Origin of the sequence: Lascolabacillus sp. (assembly GCF_028696275.1) — a bacterium.
In the GTDB taxonomy this organism is placed as follows: domain Bacteria; phylum Bacteroidota; class Bacteroidia; order Bacteroidales; family Dysgonomonadaceae; genus Proteiniphilum; species Proteiniphilum massiliensis.
Genome location: NZ_JAQVHI010000012.1, coordinates 13,407 through 30,198, shown reverse-complemented (window position 1 = coordinate 30,198; position 16,792 = coordinate 13,407). Strand labels below are relative to the sequence as shown.

The window sequence follows — 16,792 nt, the reverse complement described above, 5'->3', positions numbered from 1 at the left end:
AACTACTCATTCAATCCTGATAAATCTTTTTAAATTGCGATCATAGTTATATATCTCACCTGTATCAATATGATAATACCACCCCATTACATTCAGTTTTCCCTCTTTTACTCTTTTCTTGATGTAGCTATATTTTAACAGATGGTTCATCTGCTCCACAACATTTAGCTGTTCTGTAAAAAGAGTTCGCTCCTCAAGAGTGATCTTGTTTTTTGCTATCTTTTGCTCAACAATCTTCTTGACCGGGTGCGCAAGCTCCATCCATTTCTTTGTATGAGGAAGGTTCTTGAGCTCTTTATCCTGATATAACGCAGCACATCCGCCGCAATTTGAGTGGCCGCAAACAACGATGTTGCTAACATTCATCTGGTTAACAGCAAATTCAATTGCTGAAGTTGTAGCAAGATAGGTGTCTGAATGTCTTTTATAATGAGGAACAAGGTTGGCTATGTTTCTTACAACAAACAGCTCTCCCGGGAAAGTTTGTGTAATTAGATTAGGTACTACGCGTGAATCGGAACAACCTATAAATAATGTGTGAGGATTCTGCTTTTTTCCCAGTTCTTCAAAAAACTGTTGCCGGGGTATATACTCATTTGCCTTAAACTCTCTTATACCTTCAAATAATCGTTTATAGTACAATGAGTTAAATTTTTCCTTCCCATGTAACTCCATTCGTTAATTATCTTATCAATTAGTTTTCCATGTAATAACATATTAAACACACTTTCGTTTAATATTAAACATAACTTCCATGATAAGTTATTAGGGGGATAAATATTTAATAATATGAAAGCAGCTAAAACATTATGTCTAATTAATCCACACCTTTTAAACTTAACTGAATTCTTTTCCTCTCCAGGTCCACCGATAACACCTTTACATTCAGGTGCTGATGCAGAGATACAACCTCCCCGGGATTTGAAATAAAGTGGTTTGCCATTTCAGAGATATGAACCAGTCCGTTTTCCTTGATTCCGACATCTACAAAACAGCCGAAATTTGTAATATTAGTAACAATTCCCGGTAATATCATTCCTTCTTTAAGATCATTGATCGTACGTATGTTTGGATCAAACTCAAGTAGCTGCACTTTAGATCTGGGGTCTCTTCCCGGCTTTTCCAGCTCAAGAAGTATATCAGTAAGTGTTTCTTCACCTACAGAATCTGTTTTATATCTATCTATTTCAATGCTGTCAATCAAAGGCTTATTGTTGATTAGTTCTTTTACAGAAGTATTCAGGTCTTTTGCCATTTTCTCTACAATAGGGTAACTCTCCGGGTGAACAGCTGAGTTGTCAAGCGGATTAGTTGAATCTGGTATTCGAAGAAAACCGGCAGACTGTTCAAAAGCTTTGGGACCTAATCGCGGCACTTTTTTTAATTCACTGCGTGACCTGAACGGACCATTCTCACTTCTGTAATCAATGATATTTTGTGCTAATGTATCTCCTAAGCCTGAAACATATGTAAGAAGATGTTTACTTGCAGTATTAAGATTCACTCCAACCAGGTTCACGCAACTCTCCACAGTCTGGTCGAGCGCCTTTTTAAGTTTATTCTGATCTACATCATGCTGATATTGACCAACACCTATAGATTTAGGGTCAATTTTTACAAGCTCAGCAAGAGGGTCACTTAGTCTCCTGCCTATAGATACAGCTCCACGAACTGTAACATCGTAATTTGGGAACTCTTCTCTTGCAATTTTAGATGCTGAATATACTGATGCTCCACTTTCGCTAACAACAAAAACTTTTACCTCTTTTTCGTATCGCAGATTTGTAATAAATCTTTCAGTCTCTCTACTGGCAGTCCCATTTCCAATAGCAATAGCATCAATTTTATAAGTTGAAACCAGCTTCACAACTTTATTGCCAGCTTTGGAATACTCATTTTGGGGTGGGTGAGGATAGATGGTTTCGTTATGTAACAAATTACCCTGCTGATCCAGACATACTAGCTTACAACCTGTACGGTATCCCGGATCTATACCAAGTATTCTCTGTTGTCCAAGTGGTGGGGCCAACAGTAATTGCCTAAGATTATCTGCAAAAACTGATATAGCCGACTCATCAGCTTTTTCTTTAGACAAGGCGGCAAATTCAGTCTCAATTGAAGGTTTTAACAATCGTTTATAAGCATCAACCACAGCGTCTTCAACATGGTCTGCAGCCTCTGTATTATTCTTGGCATAACATGGTACCAGCCTTTCAAGACATTTGTCCTCATCGACTGAAATAGAAACCCTTAGAAAACCTTCTGATTCTCCCCGTCGTATTGCAAGTATGCGATGAGAAGGACATCTGGCCAACGGTGCTGAAAAATCGAAATAGTCAGCATACTTTTCACCCTCTTCCTCTTTTCCACTTATAACCTTTGATGTAATTACAGCTTCGCGTGAGAATATATTCCTGACAATCTGTCTTGTATTAGCATCTTCATTAACCCACTCTGCAATGATATCACGAGCACCCTGAAGGGCATCTTCCTCATCTTTTACTTCTTCATTAATGAATTCAGATGCTTTTGAGGAGACAGAACCTGACTGCTGACTCATAAGCCATTTTGCCAATCCTTCCAATCCCTTTTTCCGTGCTTTCTCAGCTCTGGTCTGTCTTTTAGGCTTAAAGGGTAGGTATATATCTTCTAGTTCTGTACTATCCCAACTTTCTGAAATCTGCTTTTCAAGATCAGGTGTAAGTTTTTCTTGTTCAGAGATAGATTTTAATATGAACTCCTTTCGCTTCTCCAGCTCAAGAAACTTCTCACTTAAATCTTTGATCTTAGAAATCTGCACCTCATCAAGACCACCGGTTGCCTCTTTTCTATAACGACTGATAAAAGGGATAGTGGCACCTTCATCAATTAGTTTAACAGTACTTTCAACATTTTTTGCTGATAGGTTAAGCGATTTTGAAATAAGTGAAATAATTACAGACATAGGTAAATGGTTTATTTGAGATACAAAAGTACAAGAAAATTATGTATTTTTGTTCAACAGCCAATTAGGATTGGAGTGGTTCGGAATATAAGATATAGATAATGGCAAAACTTAAATCGGTCTATTTTTGCAGTAATTGTGGGTTTGAATCTCCAAAATGGATGGGGAAATGTTCAGCTTGTGGCGAGTGGTCAACATTCGTAGAAGAACTGGTACGCAAAAATGCTGTATCAGCTCAGGAAGATACACGTTCGTTTAGTGATATAAAAAGCAAACCCTTGCCTCTGAAGGAGATTAAAGCGGATGAGGAGCAAAGGATTGATATGAGGGATGAAGAACTGAACCGTGTATTGGGTGGGGGACTGGTTCCTGCATCTGTTGTTCTGCTTGGTGGTGAACCAGGTATCGGTAAATCAACGCTAGTACTACAAACAATACTAAAGCTCAGGGGTATTCGCACACTGTATGTCTCAGGTGAAGAGAGTGCACGACAGCTTAAACTGAGAGCTGACAGATTGTCAATTGAAAACGACGACTGCCTGTTGCTTTGTGAAACAAATCTGGATGATATTTTTAAACATGCAAAGGAGGTTGCTCCTCAGCTTCTGATAATAGATTCTATTCAGACTATTTTTACCGAATCACTTGAATCTTCACCCGGTAGTATTTCTCAAGTACGCGAATGTGCTTCATTATTGCTGAAGTATGCAAAACAGAGCGGTATACCTGTATTACTTGTGGGACATATCACAAAAGATGGCAGTATAGCCGGACCAAAGATACTGGAGCATATAGTGGATGCTGTACTGCAGTTCGAGGGCGATCAGCATTATATGTATCGTATCCTGAGAGGTATAAAAAACAGATATGGAAGTACAGCCGAATTGGGTATCTACGAGATGAATCAGACAGGGTTGCGCGAAGTAAGTAATCCTTCGGAACTACTGCTAACGCGAAATCATGATGAGTTAAGCGGAGTTGCAATTTCGGCTGCAATTGAGGGGATTCGTCCATTTCTAATAGAGACTCAGTCGCTGGTAAGCACTGCTGCATATGGTACTCCTCAGCGTTCAACTACAGGTTTTGAGTCGAGAAGATTAAACATGCTTCTCGCCGTTCTTGAGAAAAGAGCAGGCTTTAAGCTGGCTCAGAAAGATGTATTTCTGAATATTGCAGGTGGACTCAGAGTTAATGATCCCGGTATGGACCTTGCAGTTATAAGTGCTGTACTCTCTTCCAGTCTTGATATTTCAATTGATAATGATACCTGTCTATGTGGGGAGGTGGGACTTTCAGGCGAGATTCGTCCAGTAAACCGAATAGAACAGAGGGTTCAGGAGGCTGATAAACTTGGTTTCTCACGTATACTGATTCCACATAATAATCTTAAAGGGTTTAATAAAAAACTCTCAATTGAAATTATTGAAGTGAGAAAGGTAACTGATGCTTTCAGGATGCTTTTTTCATAATTAATACAGAACCTTTTTGTTACTAAAAAAATATATCTTATATTTGCATCCTCAAAAATAGAAACGGTACCTTGGCCGAGTGGTTAGGCGTCGGTCTGCAAAACCGGTTACGGCGGTTCAAATCCGCCAGGTACCTCTAGTCAAAGAGTCATTTACTTAAGTATTGTTTCTATCTTTCCTGAAAGCTTCGGATACATTGGCGAAGTTTTCTTTCCATGCAATTGAAACAGCTTCAAAAAACTTTCCAGCACTATCTCTGATTACTTCCCATTTGGGTTCGGCAATTTTTTCATACTCCTCCAGTTTGGATGAGAGGCTATCTCTTAACTCTTTTAGTTTTTCAAGCTGATCACTAAATTCTTCTTTTGCATCATCTGCAACCTCGCTGGCTTTTTTCTCCAATCTCTCAATGCAAGCAGCCAGTTCATCAATCACTTTTTGTGTCCTCTGTCTGAAATCTTCTTCTATCATGATTATTTTTTATGATTATTATAAATTTGTAAATGTTTAGTAATTAAAGATACTAAAGTTTGTTTTATTGTTCTAATTTAAATAATTTGCTTTATATATAAAACGGTAATTTATAAGATTGGTTCAATCTATCATTTCTATTAAAACAGCATAAAATCATCAATATGGAATAACATTATGTTACCGAAATCGGTGGAAATATGTATCTTTGCAACTTATTTATTGAAATTTAATTATGCTGAATATTGTAATTTTTGGAGCACCTGGTTCTGGAAAAGGCACTCAGAGTACTAAAATCTCTGAGAAATATGCATTGGAGCATATATCAACCGGTGACATGTTGAGAGCAGAAATAAAAGCAAATACTGAGTTTGGAAAAAAAGCAAACTCATATATTTCTAAAGGACACCTTATCCCTGATGAGGTAATGATTGATAAGCTGGATGATTTAATGAAGAAAAAAAACGGTGTAAAAGGTTTTATTTTCGACGGATTTCCCAGAACAATCGCTCAAGGTAAGGCACTGGACGAAATGTTGGAAAAATATGATGAAAAGGTAACTGTAGTGTTAAGTCTCGAAGTTGAAGAGGATGAACTGGTAGATCGAATTCTTAAAAGGGGTGAGATATCAGGACGTTCTGATGATAATCGCGAAACTGTTGAGGCAAGGTTAAATGTTTATCACAATCAGACTGAACCGTTGAAAAATTACTATAGCGAGCAGTTTAAGCTGGTTAGAATTCCGGGACAAGGTACTATTGATGAAGTGTTTGAATCAATTTCTACTGTTTTAGACAGAATAATTGGTTAAATTCACAACTTACTTAAAATATTTATCGAAATGGCGGAAACAAATTTTGTAGATTACGTAAAAATATTTTGCCGCTCAGGTAAGGGCGGACGCGGATCTGCGCACTTCCGCCGAGAGAAATATATTCCAAAGGGCGGACCTGATGGTGGTGATGGCGGCGATGGAGGTAGTGTAATTCTTCGGGGGAACCGTAATTACTGGACATTGCTGCATTTGCGTTACCAGCGTCACATATTTGCAGGACATGGAGAGCCGGGAGGAGGTGCACAGAGGTCAGGTAAAAAGGGTGAGTCAAAAATTATTGATGTGCCATGTGGAACTGTAGCCTATGATGCTCACACCGGTGAATTTCTGTGTGATATTACAGATGATGGTCAGGAGGTGACACTTCTCAAAGGAGGCCGTGGTGGTTTAGGCAACCAGCATTTCAAAACGGCAACCAATCAGGCACCCCGATATGCACAACCTGGTGAACCTCATGAAGAGCGATGGGTAATTCTTGAACTTAAGCTTCTTGCAGATGTAGGATTAGTAGGTTTCCCAAATGCCGGAAAATCAACACTACTGTCTGTTGTATCAGCTGCTAAGCCTAAGATAGATAACTATCCTTTTACAACTCTTGAGCCTAATCTTGGTATAGTAGAATATCGCGAAGGGAAATCTTTTGTGATGGCTGACATACCTGGAATTATAGAAGGAGCCAGTGAGGGGAGAGGGCTTGGACTGCGTTTCCTAAGACATATAGAGAGAAATTCTCTTCTTTTATTTGTTATCCCGGCCGATAGTAAAGATATAAAAGAGGAGTACTATATACTGTTGAATGAATTAAAGAAATATAATCCTGAAATGCTTGATAAGTCTCATATACTGGCAATCTCCAAATCGGATATGCTGGATGAGGAGCTTATGGATGCAATAACTGAAGAACTTCCTGATCTTCCTTATGTTTTTATTTCTTCTGTTACAGGTTTTGGAATTCAACATCTGAAAGATGTTTTATGGAGAGAACTTAATTCGGAGAATTATATCCCAATTACAGTATCACGCGAGAGTCTCGTACATCGTAATCTTGATATCTCTCAGCTTGAATTCGAACCTGAAGAGGATTTTGAAGACGAGGATGATGATATGTTTTATGATGAAGATGATTTTTAGATATGAAGAGACATCCTCAGTATACAAATTTACTTCTGTTTGATATCCTTGACAAGGAGGAAGGTATTGTACATTTCTCAACCACCAGAATGGGAGGTGTGAGTAATGGTCCATACTCTTCATTCAACATGGGTAATTTTTCTGATGATAATCCTCTTAATATTTTCCAAAACAGGAACATTCTTGCAAGAATGTTCTACATGGATATCAGTAAATTCGTCATCCCTCACCAGACTCACGGAACAAAGGTGTTAAAGATTGATGAGGAGTTTATGAATCTCGACTCAGCTTCTTTAATAGAGACATTGTATGGAATCGATGCAACTATCACAGATATAAAAGGGATATTTTTATGTGCAACAACAGCCGACTGCGTTCCTATCATTGTTTATGATAAGGTTAGTGAGTCAGTTGCTGCCATTCATGCAGGCTGGAAAGGTACATCCGGCAGAATAACTGAAAACACTATAACTGAGATGCAAAAACAGTTTGGCTCTAACCCGGGGGATATGATAGCATGTATTGGTCCTTCGATTAGTGCAGAGCATTACGAGGTAGGCGAAGAGGTTGTTGATCTGTTTTCAAAAAAAGGCTTCACTATCTCTGACCCGGAAGTTGGATTCAGAAACAGGAGTACATCGAAATACCATCTCAATTTAAAAGAGATAAACAGAAGAGAGCTAATAAGGTTAGGTATCAAAGAGGATAATATAGAGGTAGCTGATATGTGTACCTACTCCCTTGAGAATCTTTTCTTTTCTGCCCGGCGTCAGACGGTACATTCAGGCAGAATGCTTACAGGTATAATGATGAAATAGAGATAGATTAAAGATAAAAAAAGAGGAATGAATATTTATCCATTCCCCTTTAATTTTATAAATAGATTACGTACTATACCGGAAGATTGCTTTCAATTAATAACGTGCACTTACAACGTCCCAATCTACAATTTTCCACACTTCCTTCAGATGGTCAGCACGGCGATTTTGATAGTCAAGATAATAGGAGTGTTCCCATACATCAAAACCTAATATTGGTGTTAAACCTTTTGTAATAGGATTGCCGGCATTGCTCTCCTTTTCTATGGAAAGTTTACCGCTTGAGTCTTTCGCCAGCCATACCCAGCCTGAACCAAATACGGAAACTCCGGCAGCATTAAACTCTTCTTTAAATTTTTCGAATGATCCGAATTGCTCATTAATAGCATCAGCTAATTTGCCTTTTGGCTCACCACCTCCATCTTTTTTGAATGATGTGAAGTAAAGGTTATGATTCAGAATTTGACCAGCATTATTAAAGATTGCTCCATCACTCTCCTTTACAACTGTTTCAAGATCTGAGTTCTCAAACTTAGTGCCTACAACAAGTTTATTTAAATTATCTACGTAGGCCTGATGATGTTTACCATAGTGGAGTTCCACTGTTTGCTTACTGATAACCGGCTCTAAAGCATCGGTTGCATAAGGTAATGCTACTTTCTCAAATTTCATATTTATACTATTTTTAGAATTATTATTTTCGTTGTTTTTTGCATTCGAGCTGTTGCAATTAAGTAATGTAAATGCAAATAGACCCGATAAAAGTAAATAATGAACTGTTTTCATAATTAATGATGTTCGTTAGTTGTAATCATATAACGAACAAGAAAAGGTATTGTTCGATAATCTTGATGTGTCACACTTTTCTTTACGATTTATACACCTATTATAAAAAAAGCCTGAGCACTAATACTCAGGCTTTTATATGATGTTTTTTTTAATTATTAAATTTTTCTATCATTAGTTATCTTTATTTATCTTTTTTTCTGCATTGTTTTTCTCTTCGCTTTGTGGACTAATTTCCTTTGTTTCTTCACTTTCCGGGAGCTTAACATCATCACCTTTTACCTTTGGTTTCAGTTGTGCTGAATCACTATCAACCCCTGACGACCCGGCTTTCTTTTCTCTGTCGACCGATTCAGTGTGAATGAAAATATTCTCTCCCGAACCTACAGGTTTTAAAGATGGAATCTGCTCATTAGAATCAACTTTATTGTTCTCCAGAATCTCCTCTGAACGAGATATCCAAGGTCTTTTTCCGAAAATATGCTCAAGGTCGTTTGAATAGATAATTTCTCTCTCAAGTAATATTTTTGCCAACTTATTATGACCATCACTCTTTTCAGTAAGTATCTTCTTGGCGCGGTCATACTGCTCAGCAATCATAGCCTTCACTTCAGAATCTATCAATTTGGCTGTTTCATCACTGTAAGGTTTAGAGAATGGATACTCCTGACCTGATGAGTCGTAATAGCTGATATTAGGCAGTTTTTCACTCATACCCATATAGGTTATCATTGCATATGCCTGTTTTGTAACCCTTTCAAGGTCATTCATTGCACCCGATGATATCTGTCCTATGTATAATTCTTCTGCTGCACGACCACCCAATAATGCGCACATCTCATCGAGCATCTGCTCTTTAGTTGTAATCTGTCTCTCTTCAGGCAGATACCACGCAGCACCCAATGCCTTGCCTCTTGGAACTATTGTCACCTTTACCAAAGGATTGGCATGTTCCAGAAACCAGCTTAATGTTGCATGTCCTGCTTCATGTATTGCAATTGATCTTTTTTCATCCTGGGTGATGATCTTGTTTTTCTTTTCCAGACCGCCCACTATTCGGTCTACAGCATTCATGAAGTCATCTTTCTGAACGAATTTCTTTTTATTACGTGCCGCAATCAGTGCCGCTTCGTTGCAAACATTTGCAATATCAGCGCCGGAGAAACCGGGAGTCTGACGAGATAGGAATTCAACGTCTACTGATTCATCAATTTTAATTGGGCGAAGGTGTACTTTAAATATCTCCTTGCGGTCGTTAAGGTCTGGCAGTTCCACATATATCTGTCTGTCGAACCTACCTGCACGTAACAGTGCTTTATCCAAAACATCAGCGCGGTTTGTGGCAGCCAGAATTATTACTCCGCTGTTGGATCCGAAACCATCCATCTCTGTAAGAAGTTGGTTAAGTGTATTCTCACGTTCATCGTTTGATCCGAAATTGTTGTTCTTGCCTCTGGCTCTACCTACAGCATCTATCTCATCTATAAATACTATACATGGGGCTTTCTCTTTTGCCTGTCTGAACAGGTCACGTACTCTTGATGCACCAACACCAACGAACATCTCTACAAAATCGGAACCTGATATAGAAAAGAATGGTACATTGGCTTCGCCGGCAACTGCTTTTGCGAGAAGGGTTTTACCTGTTCCGGGAGGACCTACAAGAAGTGCTCCTTTAGGTATCTTACCTCCAAGGTTGGTGTAGTTCCCGGGACTCTTTAAAAACTCTACAATTTCCTGAACCTCCTCTTTTGCTTCAGATAGTCCGGCAACATCTTTAAAAGTTACCTTCTGGCTCGAATCACGGTCAAACAGTTGTGCTTTAGACTTACCTACATTAAAGACTCCTCCACTGCCTCCGCCTCCGCCTTGCATTCTTCTCATCATCCAGATCCAGAATGCAATCAGTAATACAAATGGCAGGAATGTGAGTAAAACACCCCAAAGCTCTGAAGTAGTATCGAATCGAACCTCAATATCATAGTTTTTTTCTGTCTTTACGGAGTCAATATATTCAGAAATAGCATCTGGTGAGGGACCTTTTACTAATATAACAGGTGTTCTGCCTGTTCTGGCTGATTCTCCAAAAACTGTCTCAACCGACTCCTCCCTGATAACAGCTTCAGCAGTCTCCTTATTATTATAAATAACCACACTTTGTATGCGATTATCGCTTACATACTCCTGAAACTCAGACCATGTGATCTCTTTAACAGTGTTGTCCTGACCAAAAAACCACATACCCATAAGTATTGCCAAAACAATTGCATATACCCAGTATGGGTTGAAAGGTCGTTTTGGATTACTGCCACCAAGCTTAGGACGCATGGTAGGTTGTTTCTTTTGTTTATCTTGATTCGTATTGCTCATTTATTTGAACCTCTTTTATTGCTTGGTAATTTAACTTTTTAATCTAAATTAGGAATGCGCTCAGAATGTGCATCGCCCCAAAGTAAATCTATATTATAGTAATTTCTTAATTCGGGAAGAAAAATATGAACTATTACATCTCCATAGTCCATTCCTATCCATTCTGATTGCTGCTTACCCTGAACCCGGATTGGGTATTCATTAGTTTTTTCTTTAACAATTTTCTCAACAGATTCTGCAAGTGCAGATACCTGTGTAGGTGAGTTACCTTCGCATATCACAAAATAGTCGCACACAGCTCCGGTAATACCTTTTAAGTTAATAGTATTTATGTTTTTCCCTTTTTTCTCCTGAATTCCTTCAATAATATTCTTAAGTAGTAAGCTTTTTTCTGTCATTCTTTATTTTAAGTGAGTTAGTAATACAAATATAGGTTGAATTTTTTGAAATCGATATAAAAAAGATGACAACCTTTTGTTTATAACAAGAATATCAAAAATGGTGCCAAAGAAAAAGAGAGAGCAATTATGCTCCCTCTCTTAACAAATTATGTATTAAGTTTGTTTTAGAGTGTCTGTAAAATCAGATTTCTCCAAAGAACTTTTATGCCACCTCCATCATGAATCTGTAAAGCGATACGGCCCTGAGCAGCACCAATCTTTTCGTCATAAAGGTCAACCATCTCCTCACCGTTAAGATATGTCTTCACATTGTCACCTTTAACAATAATACGCAACGTGTTCCAATCGCCCACTTTAAGTATCTCCTCTTTTTCGTCCGGGATCTGTACAAGCCATCCACGTCCATAAGATTCATAAATACCTCCTGTGTCATGTCCTTTTGGAGCAACCTCTACCTGCCATCCGTTTACAATAGCACCCGGCTCAATAAATGAACGAATGAAAACACCTGAATTTCCATCTGCTTCCTGTTTGAACTCTACGCTAAGGTCAAAATCATCGTAATATTCACGTGTTGCAAGATAGCCATATTGTTTGTCCGGACCGCTTTCGCACACCAGTAGACCATCTTCTACATACCATTTCTCGGTACCATAAACTTCCCATCCCTGAAGATCTACTCCGTTGAAAAGATTAACCTCTTTGGTTTTGCGTGGAAGCTCTTTAATCTTCACATTACGGAACCATGCTGCGGAACCATGGTCCTGTAAGCAGATAACACCTTTTCTTGCCAAACCATACTCTGGGGCATTTTCCCATTTACCACTGTTTTTACGGGCAAACCAATCTTCAGTCCACGCTTCAAACTCAATAACCTTTTCTCCGTTAAGCCAATGTTCTACATGCCCATTGTCAAAAACAATCTTTGATGTATTCCATTCGCCTGCAGGCTTTGTTTTTAACTTTGCAGGATCAGTGGTATACATGGCATAGTCAGCAGCAGTTTTTTGCCAATCCTCAAGCGGTTCCGGAAATCCTTCATCATCAATCAACTGATATTCAGGTCCGGTTACATAAGGAACTGCAAATTTAGGATTCTCTACAACATGATAAAGAACACCACTATTGCCACCCTCTGCAATTTTCCAGTCCCAAACCAGCTCAAAGTTCTCGTAAATCTTTTCGGTTACAATATAACCATGTTCATCTGCACCTTCTCCTTTTGCCTGAATCATACCATCTTCGGCAAACCATGGGGCAGTAAGAGATTCACCGTTGTAGTCGCGCCAACCGTTGAGTGTAGTGCCGTCAAAAAGCAACTCCCATCCGTCATTAATTTCCTCCTGAGTAAGGGTGTTATGTTTACCTTCACTCGTGCAGGCTGATGTAAATGTCATAATCGCCATTAAAATAATTAAGTAAAATTTAGACTTCATAGTTAATACTATTTTTATATGATTAAACTTGTTTGATATCCATAAAATATGTACAAAGATATTGAATAATTGATTCTTGTTGTTACTTTTACGTATAATTATAACATTAGAACCCTGTTCAGATCTTCAGTTTTAAACCAAAAGGTCTGATCAGACGTTTATTTAACACAAAAACAAAACATTCTGTATATTTTGGAACGAATTGATCTTACAGGAAAGAGTATAGTTGGAGGCTCATTCGTGGGCACGATTGGCTTTTTTGACGGTGTTCACTTAGGTCACAGATATCTGTTAAATCAGGTGAAAGAGGAGGCAAAACGTCTTAATTTGCCCTCAGCCGTTGTTACCTTCCCTGTTCATCCTCGAAAAGTACTTCAGAAAGATTATCAGCCAGCACTGCTTTGCAGATATGAAGAAAAAATTGAGCAATTACAAACTACAGGTATTGATTATTGCATTACTCTTCCCTTTACTACTGATATTGCAGAGATGACTGCTCAGGAGTTTATGCAGCAGGTGCTAAAACAGGATATTGGAATTCATACATTAATAGTTGGATACGACCACCGATTTGGACATAACCGTGAAGATGGATTTCAGGAGTATGTGAAATATGGCAATGAGCTGGGAATGAATGTAATAGAGGCCAGGGAGCTTCAGATTGATGGTGAGAATGTTAGTTCAACTAAGATAAGGCGACTGCTCAAGAATGGCGAAATAGAGAAGGCAAATAGTCTGCTGACATACAATTATACACTCTCCGGAAAGATTGTTGAGGGCTACCGCGTTGGACGTACAATTGGCTTCCCCACTGCAAATATAAAATCTTGGGAGAGATATAAAGTGATACCAAAACTTGGGGTATATGCTGTATTGGTTCACATTCGTGACATAATTTATGAAGGTATGCTGTATATAGGCACTCGTCCCACACTACATGACGACCCTGAAATCAGTGTTGAAGTGAATATTTTCAACTTTAATGCCGATCTGTATGATCAGTCGCTTACAGTTGAATTTATAGACTTTATTCGTGAAGATAAAAAATTTGACAGAATGGAAGAGCTGATAGATCAGATACATAATGACAAGAGTCTGGTTCTGCAGCGACTAAAAAACATGTAACCTTATGACTAAAAAAATTCTTTTGAACAATGATGTAAGTATTCCTGTAATAGGACTTGGTACTTACAAAATCGGAATGAATGATGATGAAACTTATCGTGCTGTTAGAACTGCTCTCGACAAAGGCTACAGGCATATTGATACTGCCACATTATACATGAACGAGAAGCCGGTTGGAAAGGCAATACGTGAAAGTGGAATCTTGCGGGAAGATATTTTTGTGACAACTAAACTATGGGGAACTGATATTCTTAACAATCGCATTCAGATGGCTTTTGAAGGTAGCCTCAAAAATCTGGGACTCGATTATATCGATCTTTACCTTGTGCACTGGCCTGTAAAAGGTATGGTCTCATCTGCATGGAAAGCGATGGAGGATATTTATATAGATGGTAAAACCAGAGCAATTGGTGTTAGTAATCATCTTATACACCATCTCGAAGAGCTGCTCAAAGATGCAACAGTAATTCCTGCAGTAAATCAGATAGAACTACATCCCTATCTAATACAACAGGAAATTATCGACTATTGCAAAGGTAAAGGAATAGTTCCCGAAGCCTGGAGTCCTCTAGGAAGCAAAAAAAATTCACTTCTGCAGGATGAAACTCTTGTAGATATTGCCGGAAAACATGGCAAATCACCTGCTCAGGTAGTTCTCAGATGGAATATTCAGAAAGGGATTGTTACAATACCAAAATCTTCACATGAAGAGAGACTCGCCGAAAATATAGATATATTCGATTTTAGACTCTCAGATGATGAAATAAAACAGATTGATAAACTGGATAGAAATAGACGCACAGGAGTTCATCCCGATTTTATTGAGTTTTAGGACTGAATAATAGTGATCACTTCTCATGTCAGGATTGAATACTGACCATGGATCGCCCACACATTGTCCGTATCATCCTCTTATCTTTTTCATACTATCTTCATATCGACGTCATAAATTAATGAGGAGGATAAAGACAATGTCCCTATGATATATTCTTAATCTATATTTAATTAAATAGTTATTATAAGTTTTTTGTACGTTTGTGATAATAAAAAATTCAAATATAAAATTTAACAGCAATATCAAAATGAAGAATAATTTACTATTAATTTTAGTGATTATGTTTAGTCTTACCGGAAACGCACAACAGGTTGAGCGTGCAGTTTCAATTATTCCGGAGCCGGTATCTGTGAATAAGAAAGGTGGTCACTATGTGTTACCGGATGAGATAGTTGTTTCTGTTCCAAAGGGAGGAGAAACCGAATATGTAAATAACCTTCTAAAGGAGAAGCTTTCTCTTGCACCGGGTAAGAAAGTAACAATCACCGAGAATAATTCTAATGCTAATATCGAACTTGTTTTAAATAGCAGCAGAAATGAAAAGATTGGTGATGAGGGTTATGAACTGAATGTAACTAATCAAAAGATCACTTTGAAGGCTAATAAACCTGCCGGATTGCATTATGGTGTGCAGACTCTTTTTCAGCTTTTACCTCCTCAGATAGAGAGTGATAAGTTTGAGAGTAATGTTTCGTGGCAACTGCCTCAGATTGAGATAGTAGACTATCCAAGAGTAGGCTGGAGAGGTTTAATGCTTGATGTTTCACGCCACTTTTTTACAGTGGATGAGATTAAGAAGTATATCGACAATATGGCAAAATATAAATACAATATCTTCCACTGGCATCTTACTGATGATGAGGGATGGCGTATAGAGATTAAAAGTTTGCCAAAGCTTACTGAGGTTGGGGCATGGCGTACCGAACAGATAGGATGGTTTGGAGGTTTCTCTGATCCTGATCCGGATGCACCTAAAAACTATGGAGGTTTTTATACTCAGGAAGAGATAAAGGATATTGTAAAGTATGCTTTGGATAGAAATATTCAGATTATGCCCGAAGTTGATGTGCCTGGTCATAGTTCTGCAATTCTTGCTGCTTATCCCGAGCTAGCATGTTTCCCTGAAAGTGGAGATCATTTTGTGAGAACGGGTGCTCCATTCCTAGACTGGAATACAGGTGGCCGTCCAGCTGCTATATATGAGAATACTCTTAATCCGGCAAATGAAAAAGTATATGAATACCTGGATAAGATTATTACTGAATTGGCTGAACTATTCCCATTTGACTATATACATACCGGTGGAGATGAGGCTCCATACACTTTCTGGGAAAAGAGCAGTGATGTGAAAGAATTGATGGCCAGAGAGAATCTTAAGAATATGGCAGAAGTACAGTCATACTTTGGTCACAGAGTAGAGGAAATTATTCTTTCAAAAGGAAAGAAAATGATGGGCTGGGACGAGATTTTAGAGGGTGGAATTTCGCCAACTACTGCTCTTATGAGTTGGAGAGGTGTTAAGTATGGTATCGAGGCATCAAATTCAGAGCACTATGTTGTGATGAGTCCTACCAACTTTGTATATTTGGATTATATGCAGGCAGACGTGGCTACTGAACCTCGTGTTTATGCATCATTGAGACTTAATCAGACCTATAAGTTTGATCCTGTACCTGAAGGTGCAAATGCAAAATATATCTTGGGAGGACAGGCAAACCTGTGGACAGAGCAGATATACAACATACGTCAGGCTGAATATATGACATGGCCTCGTGGATTTGCTGCTGCTGAATCACTATGGTCACCTCGTGAAAATAAGGATTGGGACAAATTTGTATCTAAAACTGAGGATCATTTCAAAAGATTTGATTACGCTAAAACCAAATATTCGCCTGCAATATATGATCCTTCAATTAGTGTAACCAAAGAAGGTGATGATTATTATGTCACTCTTACACCTGAGATTAAAGGATTGGATATTTATACCAGCTTTGATGCATCAACTCCTGATAATTTCTATCCAAAATATACAGAGGCACAGAAGATTCCTAAGGATGCCGATATAATGAGGATTATAACATACAGGGGTGATAAACCTATTGGGCGATTAATATCTATTCCTGTTGAAGATTTAAGAAAAAGAGTGAGATAGATAATTGCATAATAATTAG

General features: G+C 38.3%; 14 protein-coding genes and 1 tRNA gene. 8 read left to right on the top strand and 7 right to left on the bottom strand.

The window, feature by feature from the left end:
• Window positions 1–6 precede the first annotated feature (6 nt).
• Both PHO43_RS04845 and PHO43_RS04840 read right to left on the bottom strand, forming a co-directional pair.
• Window positions 7–675 carry a carbonic anhydrase gene (locus PHO43_RS04845; RefSeq protein WP_045088758.1) on the bottom strand — a complete coding sequence of 223 codons (669 nt, stop codon included), beginning with the start codon at window positions 673–675 and terminating at the stop codon, window positions 7–9.
• Window positions 676–817: 142 nt separating this feature from the next.
• Entirely contained in the window at window positions 818–2,944 is a 2,127-nt protein-coding gene (locus PHO43_RS04840) for a Tex family protein (RefSeq protein ID WP_288011496.1), read from the bottom strand.
• 101 nt (window positions 2,945–3,045) lie between these two features.
• On the opposite strand from PHO43_RS04840, the gene radA reads away from it, so the two are divergent.
• Together radA and PHO43_RS04830 are read left to right on the top strand one after the other, a co-directional pair.
• A complete protein-coding gene (radA, locus tag PHO43_RS04835; protein ID WP_053826910.1) occupies window positions 3,046–4,413 on the top strand; it encodes a DNA repair protein RadA in 1,368 nt (455 codons plus the stop codon).
• A gap of 65 nt (window positions 4,414–4,478) precedes the next feature.
• A tRNA-Cys gene (locus PHO43_RS04830) sits at window positions 4,479–4,549 on the top strand.
• Between the two features lie 20 nt (window positions 4,550–4,569).
• On the opposite strand, the gene PHO43_RS04825 is transcribed toward PHO43_RS04830, so the two are convergent.
• Window positions 4,570–4,884 carry a sll1863 family stress response protein gene (locus PHO43_RS04825; protein WP_053826909.1) on the bottom strand — a complete coding sequence of 105 codons (315 nt, stop codon included), beginning with the start codon at window positions 4,882–4,884 and terminating at the stop codon, window positions 4,570–4,572.
• Between the two features lie 235 nt (window positions 4,885–5,119).
• On the opposite strand from PHO43_RS04825, the gene PHO43_RS04820 reads away from it, so the two are divergent.
• Genes PHO43_RS04820 through pgeF form a run of 3 tightly spaced genes read left to right on the top strand, consistent with a single transcriptional unit; the run spans window position 5,120 to window position 7,668 of the window.
• Window positions 5,120–5,695: an adenylate kinase gene (locus tag PHO43_RS04820; RefSeq protein ID WP_045088761.1), complete on the top strand. Its 576-nt coding sequence runs from the start codon at window positions 5,120–5,122 to the stop codon at window positions 5,693–5,695.
• A gap of 30 nt (window positions 5,696–5,725) precedes the next feature.
• A complete protein-coding gene (gene obgE / locus PHO43_RS04815; protein ID WP_288011494.1) occupies window positions 5,726–6,850 on the top strand; it encodes a GTPase ObgE in 1,125 nt (374 codons plus the stop codon).
• 2 nt (window positions 6,851–6,852) lie between these two features.
• Window positions 6,853–7,668: a peptidoglycan editing factor PgeF gene (pgeF, locus tag PHO43_RS04810; RefSeq protein ID WP_053826907.1), complete on the top strand. Its 816-nt coding sequence runs from the start codon at window positions 6,853–6,855 to the stop codon at window positions 7,666–7,668.
• Window positions 7,669–7,764: 96 nt separating this feature from the next.
• Here the strand turns inward: pgeF and PHO43_RS04805 are convergent, their stop codons facing one another.
• From PHO43_RS04805 to PHO43_RS04790, 4 genes are all read right to left on the bottom strand, one after another.
• The gene (locus PHO43_RS04805) at window positions 7,765–8,340 is read right to left on the bottom strand and encodes a superoxide dismutase (protein WP_045090725.1); all 576 of its coding nucleotides are present in this window, start codon (window positions 8,338–8,340) and stop codon (window positions 7,765–7,767) included.
• 288 nt (window positions 8,341–8,628) lie between these two features.
• Complete coding sequence (ftsH, locus tag PHO43_RS04800) at window positions 8,629–10,824, bottom strand: ATP-dependent zinc metalloprotease FtsH (RefSeq protein ID WP_082057310.1); 2,196 nt, start codon at window positions 10,822–10,824, stop codon at window positions 8,629–8,631.
• Window positions 10,825–10,862: 38 nt separating this feature from the next.
• Window positions 10,863–11,222: a ribosome silencing factor gene (gene rsfS, locus PHO43_RS04795; protein WP_045088764.1), complete on the bottom strand. Its 360-nt coding sequence runs from the start codon at window positions 11,220–11,222 to the stop codon at window positions 10,863–10,865.
• Window positions 11,223–11,389: 167 nt separating this feature from the next.
• Window positions 11,390–12,631, bottom strand: coding sequence for a 3-keto-disaccharide hydrolase (locus tag PHO43_RS04790; protein WP_045090727.1), 1,242 nt, complete (start codon window positions 12,629–12,631; stop codon window positions 11,390–11,392).
• 222 nt (window positions 12,632–12,853) lie between these two features.
• Here PHO43_RS04790 and PHO43_RS04785 point away from each other — a divergent pair, with 222 nt between their 5' ends.
• The 3 genes from PHO43_RS04785 (at window position 12,854) to PHO43_RS04775 (ending at window position 16,773) form a co-directional block, all read left to right on the top strand.
• Entirely contained in the window at window positions 12,854–13,786 is a 933-nt protein-coding gene (locus tag PHO43_RS04785) for a bifunctional riboflavin kinase/FAD synthetase (RefSeq protein ID WP_045088765.1), read from the top strand.
• 4 nt (window positions 13,787–13,790) lie between these two features.
• Window positions 13,791–14,618 carry an aldo/keto reductase gene (locus tag PHO43_RS04780; protein ID WP_288009669.1) on the top strand — a complete coding sequence of 276 codons (828 nt, stop codon included), beginning with the start codon at window positions 13,791–13,793 and terminating at the stop codon, window positions 14,616–14,618.
• 250 nt (window positions 14,619–14,868) lie between these two features.
• On the top strand, window positions 14,869–16,773 hold the full coding sequence (locus PHO43_RS04775) for a beta-N-acetylhexosaminidase (protein WP_045088767.1): 1,905 nt from the start codon (window positions 14,869–14,871) through the stop codon (window positions 16,771–16,773).
• Window positions 16,774–16,792: the final 19 nt, after the last annotated feature.